Raw genomic sequence first — 25080 nt, 5'->3', positions numbered from 1 at the left:
TTAAAAATCAGAACCGAACATCCCCCGCCTCGATGTCAGTCACCAGTTCCGGTGTCAGCTTGGTATAACCGTTGGTTTTCGGAAACCAGGCGTAGACGTCATCGTCCGGTCGATCCAGCGAGTAGCTCAGTTTCTGGATATCCACCTTGCGGTACTTGAACGTGCCTGTTTTCTCGATAGCCTGAGTCACCCGAATAAACACCGGCACGGCATAAACCGGCAGATTTTCTTGCAGGTAAGCCAAGAGCTTGTCGGCATCAAAAGCACCACCGGATTGTTGCGGAACCAACGTCACCATGCCGGCTTTGCCGTTGGTGTGGGGGATTTCAACACCGTAAACGATGGCTTCTTCGACCATACCGGAACCGTCGATGATGTTTTCCACCTCAGTGGTGGAAACGTTTTCACCTTTCCAGCGGAAGGTATCGCCCATGCGATCCACGAACTGCAAGTGGCGGAAGCCGATTTCCCGTAACACATCGCCTGTGTTGAACCAGGAATCGCCTTTCTTGAAACCGTCCCGCAGGATGGACTTTTCCGTGGCTTCTTTTTGGGTGTAGCCCTCAAAAGCCCACTTTTTGGTGATCTCGCCAAGCAGCAAGCCGGGTTCGCCTTTCTCAACTTCCTCGAAACGGCCTTTCTCATTGCGGATCGGGTCGCGGGTGCCTTCGTGGAATTTTACCAATCGATACGGGGCCGTCGAAAAGCCCACGGTGTTATCCATGTTGAAGAAGTTCGAGAAGCCAATATTGCCTTCGGATGACGCGTAAAGTTCCGCCACGGTCTCGATTCCGAACCGCTCTTTGAATTCGGTCCAGATGGATGGACGCAAACCGTTACCGATCATTTTGTTCAGAGGGTGGTTGCGATCCTGATCGCTGGCAGGCTGGTTCAGCAGGTAGCGGCAGAGTTCGCCAACGTAACCAAAGGTGGTGGCCTGATAACGACGCACGTCGTCCCAGAAGGCGCGCGCGGAGAACTTTCTGCGCAGCGCAATGGCGGAGCCGCCCGCGAGTACCGAGCCCCAGCAGACCAACAAAGCGGTGCCGTGATAGAGCGGAAGTGTGCAGTAAAGTACGTCTTCCGGCTTCATGTTCAGTGACAGCATGCCAAAGCCACCGTAGGCGCGCACGAACTTACGGTGTGAACCCGGTGCGGCCTTGGGAAGCCCTGTTGTACCGGAGGTATACAGATAAACCGCGGTGTCGCCCATCCGCACCGGATCGTCTATTTCAGGCAGTGTTGAGGGGAATTTGCTGACTTCGAGGGCCAGGTTGGTGTAGCCCTCGGGTGCATCGCCGAATATGTTCTGGGTATTGGCATCGGTCAGATACAGTATAGGGTTGGCGTGGGGCAACTGAATGTCTTTGCGGACGCCCTCAGCCTGCTCGAGAAGTTCTTCGCCAACGACCAGCATCTTTGGCTCGATCAGGTTGATGCTGTGGATCAGCACTTTGCCCTTCTGCGAGGTGTTGAGCATGGCGCAGGCAACACCGATTTTGGCAGCGCCGGCCACGACCGCCAGCAGCTCCGGGCGGTTTTCCAGGAGAATAGCAATCGAGTCGCCTTTCACCAGCCCCTGATCTTTCAGGTAGTGGGCTATTCGGTTGCTCCAAGCGTCAAACGCCTGCCAGGTGACCGTCAGGTCGTCGCAAAGGATGGCCGGACGGTTCGGGTATTTCCGAGCGTTGTGGGTGATCAGCTTGCCCAGATTCAGGTCTTTTTCATTGTCTTTTGCGAGGTAATAGTAAAGCCCTCGTGCAATCGAAGGAAAGCGACCGAGCACGGGTGGCAGGCTGCGCATCAAGTCGCGGGTGGAGATTGTATCTTGACTCATGGTTGTTCCATTCCCTTCGTCACGAGAGCTAGTGTGTTGCTCTGGAATTAAATAGTTATTTAGGCCTCCTCAGAGGCTAGCTCAACCAGCAGTTGGCTGCGCTTTACCTGGTCGCCTGTCCGGGTGTGCAGGCCAGCCACGACGCCATCCCGATCAGCTTTGACGGGGTGTTCCATTTTCATCGCTTCCAGTACGACCAGAGTCTGGCCCTGAACAACGGCATCGCCGTCAGCGACGAGGACATCGATGATCGCGCCGTCCATCGCGGCCTGTATGCGCCCACTGCCAGTCGCTTGGGCGCCAGCGGCAGGTGCGTGTGTTCGATCAATAATTGACCAGGAGCGACCGGAGGCTTGTAAATATAGGGAATCACCGTCGCGGTGGTATTGGCACCGGTGACGAACGCCATTGTCGATAATGCATAACAATCCGGGCTTATGGCTGTGCAGTTGCAGATCGTAGTGCGCATCCTCATGCGAGACGGAGAGCTTCTCGCCCGATCTTCGGACGAGCAGTTCGACGGTCTGGTCCTGCACCTCAATACTCATAGGCATAACGGTAGACGGGGCGTTGCTCCAGCCATTTTGGCCCGAACTGCCAAGGCTGAGTGCGCAGGCGCTAAGAGCGAGTTCGCGTATGCTGAGAATGTGTGGGGCAAGGGATGAATCTTCTTTGAACGCCTGCTGGAGGAAGGCCGTGGTTGCTTCACCTGCACCAAAGGTTTCGTCTGCGATGATGCGGCTCAGGAAATGGCGGTTGGTGGTGACGCCGAAGACGGTGGTGTCTTCCAAAGCACGAATCAGCCGGCGACGGGCCTCGTCCCGGTTTTGGCCCCAGGCAATGACTTTGGCCAGCATGGGGTCGTAATGGGGACTCACCACATCACCAGATCGAACGCCGGTATCAACACGCAGGCCTTCGCCTTCGGCCGGGGCGAATTGATGGAGCGTGCCGGTTTGCGGGGTGAAATCGGTTGCCGGGTCTTCGGCGTAGAGGCGGACTTCGATGGCGTGGCCATTGAGCTGGATATCGTCTTGAGCCAGCGGTAGCGGCTGCCCTTCAGCCACCATTAGCTGCCAGGCCACGAGGTCCTGGCCGGTGATCAGTTCGGTGACCGGGTGTTCTACCTGAAGGCGGGTGTTCATTTCCAGGAAGTAAAAGTTTCGGTCCTTATCAACCAGAAATTCAACGGTGCCCGCACCTTCGTAGCCACACGCCAGCGCGGCTTTGACGGCGGCTTCGCCCATGGCTTGGCGCAGTTCGGGTGTTACGAACGGTGAGGGGGCTTCTTCCACGACTTTCTGGTGTCGGCGCTGAACGGAACAGTCCCGTTCGCCGAGATAGACGGCGTTGCCGTGGCGGTCAGCGAAGACTTGAATTTCGACGTGGCGAGGTTCGATCACCGCTTTTTCGATGATCATTTCGTCGTCGCCGAAGGCTTGCTTGGCTTCGGAACGCGCTCGTTTGATGCTGTCGGCAAGATCGCTTTCGTTTTCGACCAGGCGCATGCCACGACCACCACCGCCGGCAGAGGCTTTAAGCATGAGCGGATAGCCGATGTCTTTGGCGGCCGCTATGAGTTCGTCGTCGCTGGCGTTGTTGCCCTCAAACCCGGGGACCACGGGCACATCGGCTGCTTGCATGGCGATTTTTGAGCGACGTTTGCTCCCCATGAGTTCGATGGCGTTTTCCGGCGGGCCAACGAAGGTCAGGCCAGCCTGTTTGATGGCTTTTGCGAAGCCGGCGTTTTCAGACAGGAAGCCGTAGCCGGGATGGATGCAGTCGGCGCCAGTTTTTTCGGCGGCATCGAGGATGGCTTCTGCGTTCAGGTAGGACGCAGTGACTTGCGCGGGGCCGATGCAGACGGCTTCGTCGGCTTGTTCGACATGCAGGGCGTTGGTGTCAGCTTCTGAGTAAACAGCGACAGTTCGGTATCCGAGCGCTTTGGCGGTGTGAATAACTCTGCAGGCGATTTCGCCACGGTTTGCAATGAGTAGTTTTTTTAGCATGTGAATATTCTCTTACCTTGGAGCTCGTTCGCGCAGTTGTCGGCGCGCCTGCTTTTAGTTATTAGCCCACTTAGGCGCCCGCTTCTGAACAAACGCCATGGTGCCTTCAGCCCCTTCCGGGCCGCGAACAGCGGAACAGAACATCTCGGCGGCGTCATCGAGCAGTTTGCTCATGTTTTCGTTACCGACTCTATGCAGAAGAGCTTTTGTTTGCGCTGTGGCGTTCGGTGCGCAATGGCGAACGCGATCGAGTGCTTGAGCCAGCAGTGTTTCGATCTGCTCTTCGTTGTCGGCGATCTGGTGAACGATGCCTAACGATTGCGCCTCTTTTGCATCCACTCGAAGGCCGAGCAGTGCCAATCGGCGCGCTTGGGTCAGGCCCGTTCGGGCGACGACAAAGGGGGCAATCTGGGCGGGGATAATGCCGAGCGTGGTCTCTGGCATGCCGAATTTGGCGGTTGGACCGGCAATGGCAAGGTCGGAGACGCAGGCCAGTCCGAAACCGCCACCCATGACCGCTCCTTCAGTGATGGCGATGACAATTTTTGAGGATTCGTTGACCTGCTGAATCATCTCGCCGAAGGCTCTGTTCAGCTTGTAGAAAGGGTTGTCGCGCCCTTCGCCCTCCTGATTTCTAGCACCCGCCATGTCTTTGATATCACCACCGGCACAGAAGTGCCCACCGGCGCCTCGGATGACGACGGCTCTGATGGTGTCGTCGTTTTCAACCTGGGTGAAAATGGCGGAGAGTTCAGCGACCATTTTCAGGCTCATGGCGTTTCGGACTTCCGGGCGGTTGATGGTCACCATCAGTGCCGGGCCGTTCTTTTCGAAGGCGAGGGTTTCGCAACTTGGTAATTGCAGTTCCATAAAAGACTCCATGCGAACGGTTTAGCCCTTTTGTTTGCCCGGCAAGATGTTCATCGTCTTGCAGATAATGCCCAGCATGATTTCGTCTGCTCCGCCGCCAATGGACACCAGACGCACGTCCCGGAAGGCACGGGCGAGCGGGTTTTCCCACATATAGCCGTTACCGCCCCAGTATTGCAGACAGGAGTCGGTGACTTCGCGACCTAACCGGCCGGCTTTGAGTTTGGCCATGGAGGCAAGTTGGGTGACGTCTTTGCCGGCAACGTGCAGTTCACACGCTTTATAGGTGAGGGCGCGCAATGCTTCGACTTCCGTTTGCAGTTCGGCGAGGCGGAAGTGGATGTATTGGTTGTTGATCAGCGGCTGCCCGAAGGTCTTGCGCTCCTGGCAGTACTCGATGGTCTGTTCAATGCAGTTTTCCAGAGCTTTGATGACATTGGCCGCACCCCACATGCGTTCTTCCTGGAACTGGATCATCTGACACATAAAACCAGTGCCCTCTGCGCCAATGCGGTTGCGCTGTGGTACGCGGACATCGTCGAAGAACACCTGGGCGGTTTCGGATGAACGCATACCCAATTTGTTCAGGTGCGGGCTCAGCGTGATGCCGGGTGAGTTCATGGGAACCACAATCAGGGTTTTGTTCTTGTGTGGCTTGTCGTCACTGGTATTGGCCAGCAGGCAGATGAAGTCGGCTTTGGGAGAATTGGTGATCCACATCTTGGAGCCGTTAATGATGTAGTCATCACCGTCTTTTCGGGCTGTGGTTTTAAGGCCTGCGACATCGGAGCCCGCACCCACTTCACTCACACCGATTGAGCCGATCAGCTCACCGGTGATGGCCGGGGTCAAAAAATTGCGTTTGAGCTCGTCTGAACCGAAGCGAGCAATAGCCGGGGTGCACATATCGGTTTGCACGCCGATAGAGAGAGGCACACCGCCGCACTTGGCCATGCCGAGTTCTTCCGCCGCAACCAGGTTGTAACTGTAATCCAGACCCATGCCGCCGTATTCTTCGGGCTTCTGAATGCCGAGCAGGCCCAGATTACCGAGTTTTTTGAATACATCGCGAATGGGGTATTCGCCGGCTTCTTCCCATTCATCAGCATACGGGTTGATTTCCTTTTCAACGAAATCCCTGACGGTTTTTCTAAGGGCATCGTGTTCTGAGGTGAAGTTCATGTGTGCTCTCCTGCTCTAATTCATTATTGTTCGTTAGTTAATTCGTCCGGGATTAAAAGCGTGCCACGCCGTAGGCGTTGGGGCGTAACTGGCGTTGCTCTGCTTCGCGACAAACAGACAGAGTGCTGGCGAGTACACGCCGTGTGTCCCGCGGATCAATCAGGCCGTCATCCCACAGACGGGCGGTGCCAAACAGGGCAGTGGAACCGTCTTCCAGTTTCTTGGTGGTTGCTTGCTCCAGAAACTCGAGGGTCTTCTCGTCTGGCTCTATGCCGCTTTTACGTTGTTTTTCTTCGGCGACGATACGCAGCACCTTGCCAGCTTGGGCCGGGCCCATCACAGCGGTGCGGCTGTTGGGCCACGCAAAGATGAATCTTGGGTCGAGGCCTCGGCCGCACATGGCATAGTTGCCTGCGCCGTAGGAACCACCGACCACAACTGCAAGCTTTGGTACACGGCAGTTCGCGACGGCTTGAAGCATTTTGGAGCCGTGTTTGATGATGCCGTTTTGCTCGGAGTAGGTGCCCACCATGAAGCCGGTGGTGTTGTGCAGGAATACGATGGGTGTGCCCGCCTGATCACACAGTTGGATAAACTGTGCAGCTTTGGTGGCACCGGCGGCGGTGATGGGGCCGTTGTTGCCGATGACACCCACGCTATGGCCTTCAATGCGGATGGTGCCGCAAACGGTTTGATTGTCGTACTCGTTTTTGAAGTCCAGAAAACGAGAGCCGTCGGCAATGCGTGCGATGATTTCTCGCACGTTATAGGGCTTCTTGGCATCTGCCGGAATCACACCCAGAAGCTCTTCGGCCGGATACAGCGGCTCGTCCCAGGTGATATCCCGCTGGACGGGGAGGTTGTCATTCCAGGGCAGGGCGCCAAGAATTTCCCGAGCCTGGCGAATTCCATCGGCATCGTCTTCTGCAAGATACTCTGCGGTACCCGCAACAGTGGCGTGCATTTCGGCACCGCCGAGTTCTTCATCGTTCGCGATTTCGCCGGTGGCTGCTTTCAAGAGAGGGGGGCCGGCCAGAAACATCTTGGTTTTGTCGCGAACCGTGATGACGTAATCCGACAGACCGGGCTGGTAAGCGCCGCCTGCTGTCGCGTTGCCGTGAACAACGGTAACTTGTGGAATCCCTGCTGCTGACAGTCGAGCTTGATTGGCAAAACCTCGCGCGCCCGGCACGAAAATATCCGTGGCGTAGTTCAAGTTGGCGCCGCCGGACTCGGACAGGGACACGATGGGCAGTTTGTTCTCTTTGGCGATCTGTTGCAGGCGCAAGGTTTTATCCAGGCCCGCAGGCGTTATGGTGCCGCCCTTGATCGCACTGTTGCTGGCGACTACCAAGCACCGAATGCCCGCCACTCGGCCAATGCCAGCAATAATGCCACCGCCAGCCATGGAGCCGTCCTTGTCATCATGCATCTGATAACCGGTGAGCGAACAAAGCTCCAAAAACTCACTGCCGCGATCCAGCAATCGGTTGATACGGTCGCGGGGAAGAAGCTTGCCACGCTGGGTGAACTTGTCTCGGGCTGCTTCGGCCAGATCCAAAACCTTCTGCTCAACATCGCGAAAGGTCTCGATGTGCGCTTCCATGGCCTCTGCGTTAGCCCGAAATTCGCTGGACTGGGGTGCAATGGTTGATTCGAGTACCTGCATGTATGCTTCCTCAGTCGTCCGATAGAACTTTGGGTGTGACAGCACGGTGGAAGCCGTTGTAAGCCTCGTTATTTTTGGCCTTCGGCATTGGCCAGATCCGGCCGCCCTGGGAAGCTCCACCATCGATCCGCCAGCAGTCTCCGCTGATAAAAGCCGCGCCTTCACTCAGCAGAAAACAAATGGCCGAACTGACCTCCGACTCCGTGCCCATTCGTTTGATGGGAACCGCATCGGCCAGACCTCGAATCCAGGACTTCATGTGGGCGGGGTAGTTATCCATGCCGCTCGACGCGATCCAGCCCGGAGCAACCGCGTTCACCCGAACGCCAGACGGTGCCCATTCCACGGCGGCAGTCTGCGTGAAATTCACCATGCCCGCCCGTGCGGCCCCTGAATGCCCCATGCCGGGCATGCCGCCCCACATATCAGCGACAATGTTCACAATAGCGCCGCCGGTTTTGCTCAAGGCTTGCGTGTAGGCTTCCCGAGCCATCAGAAAGCCACCGGTCAGATTCGTCCGTACCACCGTTTCCCAGCCTTTCTGGTTAATTCCAGTCAGCGGCGAGGCAAACTGCCCGCCGGCGTTATTGACTAGCCCGTCCAAACGACCATGCTCAGCGATGATGGCCTTAACCGTGGCTTGCACGGATTCCTCTTCGCGGATGTCGCAGGAATGAGCGCTGGCAATGCCGCCATCTGCTTCGATTTCCGCTTTAACAGCGTCTACCTTTTCCTGTTTTCGGCCCACTAGCGCGACTCGAGCACCCAACGCAGCCAGCTCGTGAGCGTTACACCGGCCGATGCCGGAGCCGCCACCGGTGACAATAAATACTTGGCCTTCAAACAACCCTGGTCGTAAAACGGATTGGTAACTCATAAGCAATTTCCTGTCTGAATCTGATGAATCCAATGAGAACGTTTGGGCGCCTCGGCGAGGTGCAAACTCCGTACTAAGACTCAAATAGTTGAGAGGGCACCGGCACCGGAAACTCCAGCAGTTGCTGTGCAAACGCCTTACCTTGCGGGTCTATCCGCAAACTGGCGATGCCGCCGCCACCCAGACTGTGTTCCAGTAAGAAATTAAAGGCATTCAGCCCGGGTAAAGCCCAGCGCGTCACTTTGCCCAGCTCCGGGTCGAGCGTATGCGCCATCCAGTCCGCGACCGCCTCTGCCGTTAAAGCAGCCTGAATGTAAGGAGCGAACTTGGCCGCTCGGGCGATCACCCCAATATTGCTGTGATCACCTTTGTCACCGGAACGTGCCCACGCCAAGCGAATCAGCGGTACCGTGGTGTTTGTAACGGCATCGGTAGTCGCCTCCGGTTGGGGTGCTAACTGTGCCGGGTCAAAGCCACCATCGCAGGCGACATCGACAGGGGTAGTCTCACCAGCAATATCCACAGACACAGCCACTTCCGATTTCGGCACCAAACAGGAATAAAGGCGAATCTTGGGGAAGACCGAAGGGCGGCCGCCCACGGTGCCCGTCAGGCCCGGAGCCATCCCGGTTGCTGCTTGTGCAATCTCACGGGAAAACAGCACCAGAGCTTCTTTTTTCGGATGGGCTGCGGCAATTTTCACGATGACTTCGCGAGAGTCACCGCGACATCTGTGGTGGCCGTAGGTGGCTTCAGTGCCGAGTAACTCGATGTTGGTTTCTGAATAGTCTGGCAGGCCTTTGTCGCTGAGCATGGCCGACGTTTTCGCCAGGATAGCTTCTGCGACCTTCTGAGCTTTGGCCGAGGCATCAATGCCCCCTAACAAGAACGTTGCGGTGCACTTGAATCCATCAGGCCAGGTGCCTGAAACTTTATAGCTGCTGGTGGGGGGTAAACCCGTTGAACCCGAAACACGAACCCGGTTGGCGCCAATTTCATCCAGCGAAACCTGAGTAAAATCACAGGTGACGTCGGGTAGCAGATAGGCTCTTGGGTCGCCGATTTCATACACCAGCTGCTCGGCCACGGTGCCACGGCTAACCAAACCGCCCGTGTCGTCGGGCTTGGTCATGACAAAGTCGCCAGAAGCACTGACCTCCGCAATCGGAAAACCCATGTTGGTATAGCCATCGGCAACGGCTTCCCAGTCGGTGAAGTTACCGCCCGTCGATTGAGCGCCGCATTCAAGCAGATGTCCTGCGAGGCTGCCTTGGGCCAACTTGTCGAAGTCATTCCATTGCCAGCCAAATTCATGCACCAGCGGCGCCAGAACCAACGCGCTGTCGGCCACCCGCCCGGTAAGGACGATATCGGCGCCTTGGTCCAGCGCGGCGGCCAGACCGGGGGCGCCCAGATAAGCGTTCAGGCTCACCATCATGGTCGGGAAGGGTTGGCGGCTGGTCATTTCAGTAATTCCGTCATCCGCCAACTTCTTTTTCTTGGTGATTAAGTCGTCACCCAGAACCAGAGCGATTTTCAGGTCGACACCCGCTTTTTCACACAGGGCTCGAAGGGCGTCTCGACAAGCAATCGGATTAACGCCGCCGGCGTTCGCCAGAACCCGAATACCTTTTGCTTTGATGTCCCCGAGCAATGGCCCCATGACTGTCTGCACGAAATCCCGGGCGTAGCCTTGGCTGGGGTCTTTCATCTTCTGGCCGGCCATAATCGACATGGTGACCTCGGCGAGGTAATCGGCGACCAGATAGTCGATGTTGCCTTTGTGCACGAGTTGGGCAGCCGCGGTTTCGGTATCACCCCAGAACGCCGAAGAGCAGCCGATGCGAATGGTTTTGTTGGCTTCTGACATGTTGTTGGCCCTGTTTTCTATGGCGGTTTGTCGCGGATGTTAAAATGCTAATCCGGACATTACCAAGCAAGCGCTTGGTTTGTAAATAGCCCGGAGTCGGGTAAAATGGCTCTATCTCTTTCGCAGTTGGGTAATTTTGTGAAACACGGCGATATTTTTCAGACACTTATTCAAGATAACCTGGTTTCAGACCCTGCCAGCGCCCGTGGGCGACTGCTGGCTGAAGCCGCTACTTTGTTTCGGGATAAAGGTTATGAGCGAACGACCGTTCGTGACCTGGCGGCCGCGGTGGGGATTCAGTCCGGGAGCTTGTTTCATCATTTTCGGACTAAAGAAGAGATATTGAAGGCGGTCATGGTTGAAACCATACGCTTGAATACAGCCGTGATGGAGGCGGCTGTTGATCAACAGTCTACTCCTGAAGCTAAGCTTCGGGCGCTGATTCGCGCCGAGCTTGAATCGATCAATGGTCAAACCGGTGAGGCCATGGCCGTACTGGTGTATGAATGGCGCAGCCTATCCGATGCTTCTCAGGCTGAAGTGTTGGCGCTAAGGGATGTTTACGAACAATTGTGGTTGTCTGTCTTGGCTCAACTGAAAGACGAGGGCAGTTTGAACGCGGACGCTTTCATTGTTCGCCGGATGCTGACGGGCGCTCTGAGCTGGACGGTAACCTGGTATCGGCCTGAGCGAGGTGGTCTGACCCTGGACGGTCTGACGGACCAAATTATGGCCATGTTGGGTTATAAATCGGCGTGAAGTGCTTGTGTTTAATGTGCTTGACGATCTCGGCGGGGGTCAGTTTTTAGCGCGATTTTCTATAGTAGAAAGGTCATGTTTTTAAGTTTCTATACGTAATTGGCCTGATCGGCATCATCTTTCGGCAAACAAGCCATTTCCGTTTGCCTGCTTTCCCCTCATCCTTCGTCCTGTGAATAAGGATCTCCATATTTTTGGTGATACGATTCACGGATTGTTGTGAGTGAACGTGCTAATCCGCACCACAATGATCACGTCAAAAAAAAAACAAACATACAAAGTAAAGACAGGTCGCCTTATGATCGCCTCTAGACTCAATCGGACGAACGGTTTCTCGGCTCGCTTGCCCAAACTGATTGCTGCAGGTTTGGTGCTGGTACTTTCGGGTTGTACGGTAAATCCCATTTACCATACTACCGGTGTCGTGCTTGCCGGTTACGCTGAAACCGAAGCTACCCCTTACGTACTGCAGATGACGGATACCAAGATGGCGTGCTCGTTGGGCGAAGGTCTGGATCCGCTGGTTTACTCGTTCTCTAGAGTTATTGACGCACCGGATTCGACGGGCTCATTGCTGATGCTGCTGTCTGGCAATTGCATGGAGTATCGGGCCTGGGAAGCCGAGCTGGATTATTTGCGAGCGGATTACAGCGGGGATGTTCCTGCCGCGAAAGACGCGCGAGAAGTTTCCAAAAGGTTGTACGCTCAAACGGCCACTCGTCGATATGAAGCCTTCCGTCGTGCGATGGCCGCTTACGATTTCGATCCAGCCGCAGAACCGATGGAATGCCCGTTTTTGTTTACGGAGCAAGATGAGATCACTTTCCTTGTTGGTCTCCTGACGGGTATGCAGGCTATCGTGAATGACGCCAACTCGGGCGCAATGGCGGGCGTTCCTCGTAATATTGCACCCCAAGCGGAACGTGCTGCTCAATGCGTAGACAACGAAAAATGGGGCGGTTTGCCAAACGCGGTTAGAGCCTTGGTGTGGCTGCTGCTTCCAGATACCCGCCCGGCTTTGTCTCCTGATCCGTGGGAAGTGCTTCAGAACAGTGCTGATCTAGGTGTTAAAACAGGCTTCAGAACGTCCCACGCGCTGCAGGTAGTGGCGGCAGAAACCTTTGGTCGTCCCGATGTGTTAGCCGATTCGATTGCACACTTTGTGGCCGCTGAAGACCAGATCGATATTCTCGAGGACTATGTGCTTCTCGATGAGGCGGCACGCACGGTCGTTACTTTCTCGTCGGACAAGCATTGGACCAAGAACTACGGCCACCGGACGCCGGGGCGCTTCATGGGCAAGATGAGCCCGGAACGTGATACCAGTAATATTGAAACCATGAGTTTGGATGGTCTGCTTTAATCGGCGGCACCATCGGCCCTGTTACTTGAATTTACAACCATAACAATGATTCGGAGGTCTTCGTGATCCGTAAAACTCTTGCAGCCCTGTCTCTTGCCGCAGTTGCGCCTTTGGCGTCTGCTCAAACAGCGACGATGTGCGTATTCGATGTGATCGGCGCCAACGGTGATGTGTATAACATGGTGAAAGACTTCGCCCTCGAGATGAAAACTCACGGCGTAGATTTCAAGCTGAAGCCCTATACCGACGAAGGTGTGGCGATCGGCGACTTTAACTCTGGTCAGTGTGATGCGGTGGCGGCCTTGGATATTCGGACGCGTCCGTTTAACCGTTTCACCGGAAGTGTCAGCGCTGTCGGAGCACTTCCGACCTACAAAGATCTGGAAACGCTGCTGGCGACCCTAGCTCAGCCTAAAGCAGCGCCATTGATGAAAGAGAACGGTTACGAGGTGTTGGGCATTGTTCCGGCCGGAGCTGGCTACTTGTTCGTTAACGACCGGGAAATTGATACAGCGGCGGAGCTTGCGGGTAAGCGTATTGCCACCCTGGACTACCAGAAAGACGCCATTCGCATGGTGAACTATGTGAAAGCAACGGTCGTTCCTTCTGATATCACCAACTTTGCCGGTAAGTTCAATAATGGCTCCGTAGATACGGCCTATGCGCCGGCATTCGCCTATGAGGCCCTAGAGTTGTATAAGGGCATTGGTGCGAAGGGTGGCATTGTTGACTACCCGTTGGCACAGCTGACGGTCCAGATCATTGCCCGAGACGAAGTGCTGGACGATGACGTTGCCCAGAAAGCCCGTGAAGTGGCATGGGGCATGTTCCCGCAAGCAATGAATATGATCAGCGACCTGGAAGAAGCGATTCCGGACGATAAGTGGATTCGTATTCCTGAGAACGACATCGTTGGTTATCAGGAGATGTTCCGGGAAAACCGTCTTGAGATGCGCGATGGAGCTAATGGCGCGCCGGTTGTATACAGCCCGAAGATGTTGAGCCTGATGAGCAAAATTCGTTGTTCCAGCAATCCGGGCGCTTCCGAGTGCACCGCAGATAATCGCGAATAACGGGGACTCTGATCATGAACTGGCGTGCAATGACTGCGACAGGCGTAAGGACACTGTACCCCGTGCACAAGTTGCACGGCGTCATCCTCCTGCTGTTGCTCCTGGCGACTTTGTTGCTCGGGATGGGTAATTCGCTCCACTCCCGCCTGCTGTGGGTCGGGGAGCAAGTATGGCCGAATTACTATCTGCTTAACCCGGACGCGGTTGAGCCCAGTTGTAACCTGACCATGGATGTAAGTAAGGAAGTGGAGCGTCGGATTCAGGCTTATAAGCCTGACCCCGACGATCTCTTCAGTTCACCACCGAATGCGCAAGCGCTTCGTAAGTCTCTGGAAAGCAACTTGGTGTTGTGTGAGCAACGTCATCAGCAATTTGCCGAGAACCAGAAACACGCCACCTGGGGGCTGGGTGTCTTTAAAGACATCGAGCAAGGGTTGGCTAACTTCCTGCTGGGCAATATTGACCTGACCAAGTTTTTGTTTATTGGCATGTTCGCGATGGCTGCGGCCATCTCTGCGCTGGATTCCGATCATATTGCTCTGAGGCTGCCTCGCAACCGTGCTGAGTGGCGTTTGAGTCAGGGTTCGCAGTTCGTGGTGAACGGGTTGATGATGCTGTCTCTGAATGCCTATCTTGGCAATCTGGAGCGAACGCCTGACTCCGCCAGCGCCATGACACTCCAGTATGCCTGGGGGTTGGTGTTTGGTTTGTTCATGATCATTAACGCCGTGCGTTTTTTCGCCATTCCTGAGCGGATTAAGCCCGGCAGCATGGATTTTGCCTCCGGTCTTGTGGTGCCGTTGTACTGCACCATGGGCTTGATTGCCATGAGCTACTTCTTTTTTGTGGACGGTTACTCTTCGGGGTTGGCGATCTACTTTGGCATGATGTCCAACCTGTCCTCTATGTTCATCAACATCGGCTTGTATGTGTTGGTCGGTATGATGCTGAAGCAAACCCGGGTACCGGAACTGCTGCTGGGGTTGGTGAAACCGTTTAACCTGCCTGCGCCTTTGTTGGCGTCGGTCATTATCTTCGCCACCGCTTTCCCTACTGCGTTCACGGGTGCCTCGGGCATCTTTATCCTCGCGGTTGGTGGTGTTGTGTACGACGAACTGCGCCGGGCCGGCGCGGGTCGTCAGCTGTCTCTGGCGACAACGGCCATGTCAGGCAGTCTGGGTGTGGTACTGAATCCCTGTCTGTTGATTGTGGTGGTTGCTGCGCTGAACAAAGAAGTAACGACCTCGGAGATGTATGGGTGGGGCTTCTGGGTCTTCATTATGTCGGCCAGCTTGTTCTCTTTCATTGTTTGTAAAACCGAGGGTAACTGGAAGCCTCGGCCTGCGCCGGGTGCCTTGCGGGAGTCCTTGCGGGCAACGAAGCCGTTGTTTCCCTATGTGGCTGTCTCTGCCTTGGTGATTCTGGGGATTTGGGGTGTTCTGGGGCTCAAGTTCAATGAGTACAGCGCGCCGCTGATTCTTCCGCTGGTGATGCTGGCCATCGTGATGCTCGATTCAGGAAAGACCAAGGAGGACGTAGCAACGACTTCCCGAGTTCACGAGTTCTTCGGTCGAAGCACGGCTGCAGCCAGTGATGCGGCGGTTCACATCGGTGCGCTATTGGCTTTGATCGGGTTCTCGATCTGTCTGGGCGGGATTCTGGAGCGGTCCGAGATCGTGCATTTTCTGTTCCCGGAAAGTCTCACCAGTCCGTGGCTCGCGATGTTGGTGATCGTCGTCATGCTCACGTTTATCGGTATGGTTATGGATCCGTTCGGCGCTGTCATTCTGGTGTCTGCGACCATTGCTCAGCCAGCGATTCAGATTGGTATTGATCCGTTACATTTCTGGATTGTGTGTCTGGTGGCATTCGAGCTTGGCTACCTGAGTCCGCCAGTGGCGCTTAACCACCTGCTTGCCCGGCAAGTGGTGGGTGAGTCTGAAGTGTTGGCTGCCGAACGCACAGGCTCATTCTGGCACCGGTATGAGCGTCTGCTTCTGCCCTTGGCTGTCATGTTGCCGACACTGCTATTGGTGGCCTTTGTTCCGATGCTATTTTACGCTTTGTAAAATCATCGGACTCAAAACCCGCGAGAGCTCTGCTCCGCGGGTTTTTTTATGCTGATCAGATGAGAACGTACGAGATGTGATCTCACACGGATGAGAGACCGACTATCCTAAATAAGAACCCTGTAACCTCCCGACTGAAGAGGCGCCAGTGAGAGTTCTTATTGCGTTGTGCATATTATTACCATGGATGGGGTTGCTGAGCGGCTGCAGTGACTCGAGTCGCTCGGATGCCGTTGCACCAGCGCTTCCTTCTAGCGTGCTGTCAGGTGCCATCGTTATTGAGGCAAATAGCCGGATTGATCAGGACACGATGGATCAATTGGCTCGAGAGGGCGCTTCTCCCGCAACGGCCGCTCAAAAGTTACCAGCAAGTTTCGTGCTTGCGGGTTATGTGAGCTCGAACGCAGGCACATACCCGGCTGCTGCCCGTGGTTGTCATCCACTGGATTACCAATCCGATCTCGCTGATACGTTCTTGGTTCCGATGACAACGGGTGAAACGGTCGTGCTCAAGAGCTTTGGTACCTGTGGGCAAGACGTCACTCTGGAATTGCAGGTTGAGAGTTATCCGCCGACGGCCACATCAGGGCAGGAAGAAACCGCGCAGTTCCGTTTGGAGTCGGGAGACCCCCGCGACTATCAGGTCGTGGTGCGAAATGTTGGCAGTATGCCCGCGCGTTATGTGCTTTTGAAAACCGCCGGTACCAGCCAACAAGATGCGGCCTACGAATGGCCAAGCCACGAGTTTGTGGAAGGTGAAGCGATTGTTACTTTGGCGGGGTCAGCATCTCAACAGGCCTCGCCTATGAGTACTCAAAGTAGAACCACCGGTCGACAACTTGGGGAGCGAACCTGGTTGCACTCCATGTCAGCCAAGACTCGTGCGGCGGAGGGTGTTGGTCGGCCCGGCAATACGCTGGAATGGATTCGTTCACTGAGGCAGCAGCCAGGTGTTGAATTCGTTACTCCCAACTACCAGATGCGGAGTCAGTCACCAGTCGGGGAGCCGCTCTACGGCAAACAATGGCATTATGGGATGATCAACGGCCCGATTGCTTGGCAGATTGAGCCGAGCGGAGGAGCCGGTGTTAACGTAGCGGTGTTGGATACGGGGCTGTTTCGAGCGGTGGGCTCGCCAACCTGGCATCCGGATTTGCACCCGAATGTTGCTCAGGGACGGGATTTTGTCGACAACGATAACGATCCGAGAGACCCGGGCAGTAGCATCGGAGGCAATGTATTTCACGGTACTCACGTAGCGGGCATCATCGCTTCTGTTATTGATAATAAAGGCAGCGGTGGGGTCGCTTTTCGGTCTGATTTGCTGCCGGTGCGCGTATTGAACGGAAGCGGTACAGGATCATCCGCGGATTTGATTGACGCCATTGCCTGGTTGGTGAATAGCGGCAGTGGACAGCCTCCGAGAGCTCAGGTTGTGAATATGAGTTTGGGAGGGTTGCCGGAAATACCTCAACTGGAATCGGCCATTGCCGAGGGTGTGGACAAGGGCGTGCTCTTTGTTGCGGCTGCCGGCAACGGCGCCACCTCGCAAAAGTCATACCCGGCAGCATCATTAAATGTGCTGGCGGTGAGTGCTGTAGACGGCGGTGGGAATCTGGCATCCTACTCGAACTTCGGAAGCTGGATCGACCTGGCTGCACCCGGCGGCGATGCAGGCCGTGATGCAAATACTGACGGTGCAGCGGACCTGGTATGGAGTGCCAGTGCAGTTTTGAGATCTGGTCAGTATGAACCGGATTATCGAGGCCTTCAGGGCACGTCTATGGCCGCACCGCATGTCTCCGGAGCCTTGGCTATGATGAAAGCTGAGAAACCGGATCTCGATTATGGTGAGGTGAGGGCGTTACTCGAAAGCGGCGAATTAACGGCGTTCAGTGGCACCCGTTCCGACCCGTTAGGGTTTGGATTGCTGGACGCGGCCAAGGCAGTGTCTGCGGCTAGCAACGGTTTTTCGGGGGCGGTGTTGTCGGCGTCACCAGCGGTGGTGTCTTTAAGTAATGAAGGTGTAGAAGCGCAGGAGATTCAACTCAATACCTACGGCTCGGCGCCCGTCACAAGTGCTTCTGTGGAATCTCATCCTGCTTGGTTGAGCGTAACCGCCGATTTCTCTCGGGAGCCTTTTGTTCTCGACGTTGCTCTAATGCAGGATCAATTGGCGCCCGATGTCCCGGCCCGAGGTGATATTGTGGTGAACTACAATGTCTCGAAAAAACTCCGTATACCTGTCATCGGGCAGTTAATTACCGATGAAAAGGCTCGGAATGCCGGAACGCATTTTGTGCTGTTGGTGGATACCGAACCCAATGAGCAAGGTGTTTATCCTGCGGAGGCTCAGGTGACCGTGACGGTGCAAAATGGCCAGTATTCATTTCATTTCGAGGCCGACGATGGCGAAGAGCCTCTGGCACTTAATGAGGTAACCCCGGGGGACTATTATCTGGTTGCGGGAACGGACATCGATGGTGACGGATTTATCTGTCAGTCTGGCGAAGCTTGCGCCGAATACCCGGTATCAGGTTTGCGGGAAGTGATTACGATTAAAAACGGGCAAGCCATCAACGACCTGCGTATGACCACCGGATTCAGTCGTCCGACCATTTCCGCCGCCACGCCGGACATTCTGCCGAGACCCGGGTTTAAGGGCTATCCGTTAATCAGTCGCAAAGACCGGTTGGCCACAACGCGTTCAAATGTAAAGGCATTACCATGACACGTTTTTCGATCAAAGCATTCACGATGCCGGTATTTCTGTTGGTTTTAACAGGCTGTGCCTCATCCGGGGAAACAGCCCCGGAGCAGGATCCTCAGGTTCGGCAGATCACCCAGTCCGGCCATTGCGGTTTAACCGGCCCGGGTGTGGCCTATGTTGATTCACCGGAGGTTTTGGCCTCGTTTTTAGGTGTGAGAGGACAAAATATGTCGACCGCTGTTATCCGTCAGGTCGATTTGGCTCAAGAACAGCTTATCTTCGTGACCCTGGGCCAAAAGCCTTCTGCCGGCTACAGCCTTGGGTTGGCGACTGCAAATCAAGAAAATCACACGTTGAAACTGCAGTTGGATTTGAAAACGCCCGCCCCGGGTATGATGGTGGCACAGGTGATCACCTCGCCCTGTGTGGTGCTCGCGGCCACTGGTGGCAACTGGGATCGGATTGAAGTGACCGGGGTCACTGACAAGCCGCTGGTAGAAAGCGTTAAACGTTGAGCTCTGCCGCGCAGGTAAAAAATCAATCGTTGATCTTTCAGCGCCAATCAATAAGCTATGGCGCAACGATCATTTTCGGAGTTATGCCCTTTCTATGAGCCAGCAACAATACAACGCCGATGCCATTGAAGTTCTTAGCGGTCTTGACCCGGTGCGCAAGCGCCCGGGTATGTATACCGATACATCAAGGCCAAATCATCTGGCGCAAGAGGTGATCGACAACAGTGTCGATGAAGCCTTGGCTGGCCATGCTCGCAAGATCGAAGTGATCCTGCACAGCGATAACTCGTTGAGTGTAGAAGACGATGGTCGGGGAATGCCGGTAGATATCCACAAAGAGGAAGGTGTTCCGGGTGTCGAGCTTATTCTTTCTCGCTTGCACGCGGGTGGTAAGTTCTCGGAAGGTAATTATAACTTCTCAGGTGGCTTGCACGGTGTCGGTGTCTCGGTTGTTAACGCGTTGTCGACATTGCTGGAAGTGACCATCCGCCGGGACAGTCAGGTCCATCGGATGACCTTCGAGAGTGGAGAGAAAGCCACAGAGCTTGAAGTGATCGACACCGTCGGCAAGCGCAATACCGGTACCCGGCTTCGATTTTCACCCGATCCAAAATATTTCGACAGTCCAAACTTCTCTGTTAGTCGGTTGCGCCATAACTTGCGGGCCAAAGCGGTTCTTTGCCCCGGCCTGACGGTGACTTTCCTGCAGGAAAAGACGGGCGAGAAGGACGAGTGGTTGTATGAGGATGGTCTGAGGGACTATTTGCGTACCGCATTGGCGGATATTGAAGCGGTGCCACTGGACCCGTTCACCGGCAGTTTCTCTGGCAACCATGAAGCGGTGGATTGGGCCCTGCAATGGCTGCCCGAAGGGGGGGATGCGGTTCAGGAAAGCTATGTAAACCTGATCCCGACGGCTCAGGGCGGCACCCACGTTAACGGGCTCCGCACCGGCTTGCTGGAAGCGATGAGGGAGTTTTGCGAGTTCCGTAGTCTGCTACCCCGTGGCGTTAAGCTGTCTCCGGAGGATATATGGGAGCGGGTTGCTTACGTATTGTCGTTCAAGATGCAGGAACCACAGTTTTCGGGTCAGACCAAAGAGCGCCTGTCCTCCCGCGAGGCCGCGGCGTTTGTCTCGGGCGTGGTCAAAGACGCGTTTAGTCTGTGGCTGAATCAGCATACCGATGTGGCCGAAGTATTGGCAGAGCTGTTCATCAGCAATGCCCAACGGCGATTGCGGGCCAGCAAGAAAGTGGCTCGTAAAAAAGTCACGTCTGGCCCGGCATTGCCGGGCAAGCTGGCAGACTGTTCGGGTACCGATTCCAATCGTTCAGAATTGTTTCTGGTCGAGGGGGATTCGGCAGGCGGTTCCGCTAAACAGGCTCGTGACCGGGAATTCCAGGCCGTGATGCCTCTGCGAGGCAAAATATTGAATACATGGGAAGTCGATTCCGGTGAGATTCTGGCCTCTCAGGAAGTGCATGATATTGCGGTGGCGATTGGTGTGGACCCTGGCTCGGATGACTTAACCGGGCTGCGTTACAACAAGGTGTGCATTCTTGCCGATGCGGACTCCGATGGGTTGCACATTGCGACGCTGTTGTGCGCGCTGTTCGTAAAGCACTTCCGGCCGTTGGTCAGTGCTGGCCACGTGTTTGTGGCCATGCCACCGCTGTATCGGGTCGATTTGGGTAAGGAAACGTTTTACGCTCTGGACGAGCATGAAAAACAGGGCATTATTGACCGGTTGGCTGCGGAAAACCGCAAGGGCAAGCTTCAGGTTACGCGGTTCAAAGGGTTGGGTGAAATGAACCCACTGCAGCTGCGTGAAACGACGATGGCTCCGGATACGCGTCGTCTGGTGATGCTCACCTTGGAAGAGGGAGACGATACCGATGAGTGTATGGATATGCTGTTGGGTAAAAAACGCGCTTCAGATCGAAAAGTCTGGCTGGAAGCCTACGGTAATATGGCAGACGTTGCAGGCTGATATTTCTTTCGGAGCTATTAAAAGCTCTCCTTATTCTTTTTAAGTTCTTGGCTGGCTCGTTATCCTGTCTGCTTTCTGAGCGGAACAGACAGGCTTATGGAGTGGGAAGGCTGGTTTTCTCTTTTTTTGGCGGGTGCCGCGCTGGCTTTGATGGTGTCAGGGCGTTTTGCGCCGTACTTGGTGATGCTGGCGGTGCTGGTGTTGTTGAGTGCTACGGGCATTATCAGCCACGAGCAAGCGTTGGTCGGGTTTAGTAACCCCGGCCTGATTACCGTTGTTGCCTTGTTTGTCGTTGCCTCGGGAGTCCACCACTCCGGAGGTGTCGATCTTCTGGTTCGCTACATCCTTGGCAAACCCAAAACTGTGCGAGCGGCTCAGGTCCGTATCGCCTTACCGGTTACTTTACTCAGTGGCTTTCTGAATAACACGCCTGTTGTGGCGACCATGATTCCGGCTGTCCATGGGTGGTCGCGCAAGATTGGCGTTGCTCCTTCCAAGTTGATGATTCCGTTGAGCTACGCTGCAATTTTCGGCGGCACACTGACGATGATTGGTACCAGCACCAATCTCGTCGTGAATGGCCAGTATCAGCAGTTGACCGGCAGTGACGGGTTCTCGATCTTTGCCATTACTCAGGTTGGCTTGCCGGTGGCGATTATGGGTTTGCTGGCGATGTTGCTGTTCCTGCCCCGGTTCCTTCCCGATAAAAAAGATCTGCAAAAATTCGGCTCGGTGAAAGAGTTTACCCTTGAAGTGGCTGTCGCCGCTGGCGGCCCTTTGGTGGGTAAGTCGGTCGGCGAAGCAGGTTTGCGTGAATTGGATCGGCTGTATCTCGTCGAAATCGAGCGTGACGGGAGTGTTGTTACCGCTGTGCCTTCGGAAGAGCGGCTTTGTAGTGGCGACAGGCTGGTCTTTGCGGGCGATACCCAGGCTATCTCAGATCTGCTCAGAATTAACGGTATTGTGCCTTCGGTTCATGATGATGAACCGGCCCTGAGCAAGGACCGTGCTGAACGCCGGCTGGTGGAGGCGGTACTCTCGCCTCAGTGCGATGTGCTTGGTCAGACGATTCGTGATGCCCGGGTTCGGGATCGCTATGGCGCCGTGGTGCTGGCGGTTGCCAGAGGGGGAGAACGGGTGCCGGGGAATCTGGGCAATATTCGGCTTCGGCCGGGCGATGTACTGTTGCTCGAAGCCCGTCCGGCGTTCGTCAGTCGCCAGCGTTATAACAAGGATTTTCTGCTGATCAATGACTTGGAGACTGAAGCCCCCCGGCATGATCGCGCCTGGCTTTCCTGGGCGATCCTGGTGGTTCTGGTTGGTTTGGCGGCCGGTGGTGTGATGACAATGTTGAACGCGGCTTTGGTGGGCGCGTTGCTCATGGTCGCGGCGGGTTGCTGCTCCGTGGGGCAAGCTCAGAAGGCAGTAGATGTGCCGGTTGTCTTGACCATTGCCTCATCGTTCGCCTTAGGTGGAGCGCTCGAACAGACTGGTGCTGCGGCGTATCTGGCTGATGCCGTGTTCGGGTTGAGCCAGGGGAACTCCTTGCTGGCACTGATTCTGGTGTATCTGGTGGTGTCTGTATTGACCGAGGTGATCACCAACAATGCTGCTGCGGTGTTGATCGTGCCGGTCGTGTTGTCACTCACGCAGGCAATGGGAGTGGCTGACGAGCCCTTTATCATAGCCGTGATGATGGCTGCATCGGCGAGCTTTGCGACGCCCTTGGGGTATCAGACAAATATGATGGTGTTCGGACCCGGGGGGTATCGCTTTGTTGATTTCCTGCGGGTTGGTTTACCGATGAACATCTTCGTGGGTATTGTAGCGGTGACTGTGATCGCGTTGATTTATAACATTTGATTCGAGTTGGCCAGAATGTCGCAGCAGAGGACCTTTAGGCTGCCCTCGGATTCAAAGGCAAGCGACAGGGTCACGCACATATAAGCGCCGGTGACGCACAGATAAGGCGCCGTCACTTGCAGGCTTCCCGGTTGGTCAAGCGCTTGGCTCAGGTATTGCTGCCGACACCAGTCTGCACTGGCGGTATCTTCGAGCGGTTTGAAACGTGGGTCTTGATTGTGAGCGCTTCGGTCAGGCAGCAGGGTGTCGGTTATCTGCACGCCCTCTGCGCCGACCAGATAGCAACGCGATACCACGGAATGAGTGAGCAGCTCACTGCAAGCCTGACTCATGCTGAGGCCACGCTGGAGCCGTTCAGTTGCTTGCATGAACGGGGGCGTGAAATGGCTGATCAATTGCCGTGTTGGATCCTGCTTGACCTGTTTTCTTTCTTTGTATTCCGTTAACAGATCATCCAGATCTGCTGGTGCTTCTGACAATGCTTCCAGATCGGTACTGGGACGCTGGAAATAGAAGCCCTGAACAAAATCGACCCCAGAGTCGATGGCGATCATGACCTGATCCCGAGTTTCGACCCCTTCCAATAGAACCAGACAGCCCGATTGCCGAAGGAGCGATACGATGCCGTTGAGGATTTGACGGGCGCGGTGGTCGTCGGCTGCCCGCATTAGCAGGGATCGGTCCAGTTTGACAATATCCGGCGACAGGTTCCAGATGCGTTCAAAGTTGGAGTGGCCGGCACCAAAGTCATCGATCGCCGTAAGGCAGCCCAGTTTTCGATAATAGGCGACCGTTTCTTTCAGTTTGTCGGCGTCGTCGGTGGGCTGCTCCACAATTTCCATGACGATTCGATGCGCGGGCAGCCCGGTCTTCTCGAGGATTTGGCCGAAAAAAGAATCTGACTGGTTACCATGGGTAACGACTCGTGGCGAGACGTTCAGAAACAGCCAGTTCAGCTGGTTTTTGATGCTGCTGTAGTTACGAACATGGAGATACCGGCAGAGCCGGTCGAGCAGCAAGTTTTCTGCGTCTGATGACGGCAGGTCAAACAGATGCGACGGTAAAACCGAGGCATTGTCGTTATCGAAAGGCCGGATCAGAGCTTCATAGCCTACGGTGCGTTTATGGGCAATGCTGTAGATGGGCTGAAGTGCTGTATGTAGGGTCAGTCCTTGGAATGAGGCGGTCCACCTATCGTCCTGCTGGCTGAGCATTGGCGACAGCAAGTCCGCTTCAGGATCCGCTAGCATTTTCTTAAGGCTGTGGGACATAGGTGTGTCTGGGCCATGTAGTAAATTGATCAGCTATGACGAATCTCTCGTTGGATAGCTGAACTACTCGTACGGGTGCCCAGATCCTTGGCACAGGTTATTTTATTTCAAAGTGTTACAACGAGTGAGAGTGCCAAAAAGATGCGCCAATTACCACAAGTTAATGCGTAAAGCCGGAAACAGTATGTATTTTAGGGGGAGAAGGAGGGGCTGGCCAAAAAAGAATCCCGGCGATGCCGGGATTCAGAAAGATCAGTTGTTGCTGGGGATGACTACGGATTCGTCGAAATCGAGTTCCATATCGTTTTCCTCTTTCATTAATACCCCGTTCAGGGGCTGTTCATAAGTTTGGTTAAATTCTATCTCGACGATAAATTTCGACAATCCGTAAAATCCCTATAAGACCAAAGTGGCCGAGGCGATACCCTGCGAGTGGTATATGTTGTTCAAACAAACTGAATAATGAGAGCAGAATATTTCGATTTGAATGGTTTTATCTGGCATTTAGACTGGTCGTTCATGTACAAGGCACTATTTATTGGCCCGCTATGATGAATGATTAAACAGGAGCAAACATGGCGTTTCGGAATTCTGACGACCGATACGGTTGGTTATCCATATTCATGCATTGGCTGGTTGCGGCCGCCGTGATAGGGCTGTTTGGTCTTGGCTTCTGGATGGTTGATTTGTCGTATTACGATCAATGGTATCGCCGTGGCCCGGATATTCACCGTTCGGTGGGTATTTTGTTGTTTGGCGTCACGCTGTTTCGTTTGCTCTGGCGTCTTGCTACGCCGTCTCCCAAGTCGTTGCCGAATCATAAACGTTGGGAAGTGGCTTCCGCCCATATGGCTCACGGCTTGCTCTATCTCTTGATCTTTGTTGCGATGATAAGTGGCTATTTGATCTCGACTGCGGATGGCTCGGCCATTGATGTGTTCGGGTGGTTCCAGGTGCCCTCTATCACAGGACGCATCAAGGGAATGGAAGACACCGCCGGTGTTGTGCACTACTGGAGTACATGGGCGCTAGTGGTGTTGGCGGGCGTTCATGCATTGGGGGCGCTTAAACACCACTTTATTGACAAGGACGCGACCTTACGCCGGATGCTCGGAAAATCGTGAGTTGTCGAATTCAAGCAATGTGTAATACC

At 55.0% G+C, this 25080-nt stretch carries 18 protein-coding genes; 9 read left to right on the top strand and 9 right to left on the bottom strand.

The features are described from left to right. Positions 1 to 7 precede the first annotated feature (7 nt). The 7 genes from VOI14_RS07020 to VOI14_RS06990 form a co-directional block, all read right to left on the bottom strand. Positions 8 to 1837, bottom strand: coding sequence for a long-chain-acyl-CoA synthetase (locus VOI14_RS07020; RefSeq protein WP_323751322.1), 1830 nt, complete (start codon positions 1835 to 1837; stop codon positions 8 to 10). Positions 1838 to 1896: 59 nt separating this feature from the next. After that, on the bottom strand, positions 1897 to 3846 hold the full coding sequence (locus VOI14_RS07015; RefSeq protein ID WP_323751321.1) for an acetyl/propionyl/methylcrotonyl-CoA carboxylase subunit alpha: 1950 nt from the start codon (positions 3844 to 3846) through the stop codon (positions 1897 to 1899). Positions 3847 to 3900: 54 nt separating this feature from the next. After that, the gene (locus VOI14_RS07010) at positions 3901 to 4716 is read right to left on the bottom strand and encodes an enoyl-CoA hydratase/isomerase family protein (RefSeq protein WP_323751320.1); all 816 of its coding nucleotides are present in this window, start codon (positions 4714 to 4716) and stop codon (positions 3901 to 3903) included. Positions 4717 to 4737: 21 nt separating this feature from the next. Then, positions 4738 to 5898 carry an acyl-CoA dehydrogenase family protein gene (locus tag VOI14_RS07005; RefSeq protein ID WP_323751319.1) on the bottom strand — a complete coding sequence of 387 codons (1161 nt, stop codon included), beginning with the start codon at positions 5896 to 5898 and terminating at the stop codon, positions 4738 to 4740. A gap of 52 nt (positions 5899 to 5950) precedes the next feature. Continuing rightward, the gene (locus VOI14_RS07000; RefSeq protein WP_323751318.1) at positions 5951 to 7567 is read right to left on the bottom strand and encodes an acyl-CoA carboxylase subunit beta; all 1617 of its coding nucleotides are present in this window, start codon (positions 7565 to 7567) and stop codon (positions 5951 to 5953) included. Between the two features lie 10 nt (positions 7568 to 7577). After that, the gene (locus VOI14_RS06995; RefSeq protein ID WP_323751317.1) at positions 7578 to 8444 is read right to left on the bottom strand and encodes an SDR family oxidoreductase; all 867 of its coding nucleotides are present in this window, start codon (positions 8442 to 8444) and stop codon (positions 7578 to 7580) included. Positions 8445 to 8517: 73 nt separating this feature from the next. Next, entirely contained in the window at positions 8518 to 10314 is a 1797-nt protein-coding gene (locus VOI14_RS06990; RefSeq protein ID WP_323751316.1) for an acyclic terpene utilization AtuA family protein, read from the bottom strand. A 105-nt stretch (positions 10315 to 10419) separates the two neighbouring features. On the opposite strand from VOI14_RS06990, the gene VOI14_RS06985 reads away from it, so the two are divergent. The 8 genes from VOI14_RS06985 to VOI14_RS06950 all read left to right on the top strand — a co-directional run bounded on the left by VOI14_RS06985 (position 10420) and on the right by VOI14_RS06950 (position 22656). Then, positions 10420 to 11073: a TetR/AcrR family transcriptional regulator gene (locus VOI14_RS06985; protein WP_323751315.1), complete on the top strand. Its 654-nt coding sequence runs from the start codon at positions 10420 to 10422 to the stop codon at positions 11071 to 11073. Positions 11074 to 11371: 298 nt separating this feature from the next. Continuing rightward, positions 11372 to 12436, top strand: a complete 1065-nt coding sequence (locus VOI14_RS06980; RefSeq protein WP_323751314.1) for a hypothetical protein — start codon at positions 11372 to 11374, stop codon at positions 12434 to 12436. Positions 12437 to 12498: 62 nt separating this feature from the next. Further along, entirely contained in the window at positions 12499 to 13509 is a 1011-nt protein-coding gene (locus VOI14_RS06975; protein WP_323751313.1) for a putative solute-binding protein, read from the top strand. A 14-nt stretch (positions 13510 to 13523) separates the two neighbouring features. Continuing rightward, positions 13524 to 15578, top strand: coding sequence for a TRAP transporter large permease subunit (locus tag VOI14_RS06970; protein WP_323751312.1), 2055 nt, complete (start codon positions 13524 to 13526; stop codon positions 15576 to 15578). 148 nt (positions 15579 to 15726) lie between these two features. Continuing rightward, a complete protein-coding gene (locus tag VOI14_RS06965; RefSeq protein WP_323751311.1) occupies positions 15727 to 18309 on the top strand; it encodes a S8 family serine peptidase in 2583 nt (860 codons plus the stop codon). Next, positions 18306 to 18803, top strand: coding sequence for a protease complex subunit PrcB family protein (locus VOI14_RS06960; protein WP_323751310.1), 498 nt, complete (start codon positions 18306 to 18308; stop codon positions 18801 to 18803). Before VOI14_RS06965 ends, VOI14_RS06960 begins: the two co-directional genes overlap by 4 nt. A 94-nt stretch (positions 18804 to 18897) precedes the next feature. Continuing rightward, on the top strand, positions 18898 to 20793 hold the full coding sequence (gene parE, locus VOI14_RS06955) for a DNA topoisomerase IV subunit B (protein WP_323751309.1): 1896 nt from the start codon (positions 18898 to 18900) through the stop codon (positions 20791 to 20793). A 96-nt stretch (positions 20794 to 20889) separates the two neighbouring features. Continuing rightward, positions 20890 to 22656, top strand: coding sequence for an SLC13 family permease (locus VOI14_RS06950; protein ID WP_323751308.1), 1767 nt, complete (start codon positions 20890 to 20892; stop codon positions 22654 to 22656). On the opposite strand, the gene VOI14_RS06945 is transcribed toward VOI14_RS06950, so the two are convergent. After that, a complete protein-coding gene (locus tag VOI14_RS06945) occupies positions 22644 to 23927 on the bottom strand; it encodes an EAL domain-containing protein (RefSeq protein ID WP_323751307.1) in 1284 nt (427 codons plus the stop codon). The genes VOI14_RS06950 and VOI14_RS06945 overlap by 13 nt on opposite strands. A gap of 252 nt (positions 23928 to 24179) precedes the next feature. Further along, entirely contained in the window at positions 24180 to 24311 is a 132-nt protein-coding gene (locus VOI14_RS06940; protein ID WP_323751306.1) for a hypothetical protein, read from the bottom strand. A gap of 191 nt (positions 24312 to 24502) precedes the next feature. On the opposite strand from VOI14_RS06940, the gene VOI14_RS06935 reads away from it, so the two are divergent. Further along, positions 24503 to 25051 (top strand): cytochrome b, encoded by a 549-nt coding sequence (locus VOI14_RS06935; RefSeq protein ID WP_323751305.1) that lies wholly within the window; start codon positions 24503 to 24505, stop codon positions 25049 to 25051. The last annotated feature ends 29 nt before the right edge of the window (positions 25052 to 25080 follow it).

Source organism: Marinobacter sp. (assembly GCF_034669625.1).
Classification (GTDB): domain Bacteria; phylum Pseudomonadota; class Gammaproteobacteria; order Pseudomonadales; family Oleiphilaceae; genus Marinobacter.
The sequence above is the reverse complement of the archived record's forward strand: the minus strand, read 5'-3'. Positions and strand labels throughout refer to the sequence as shown.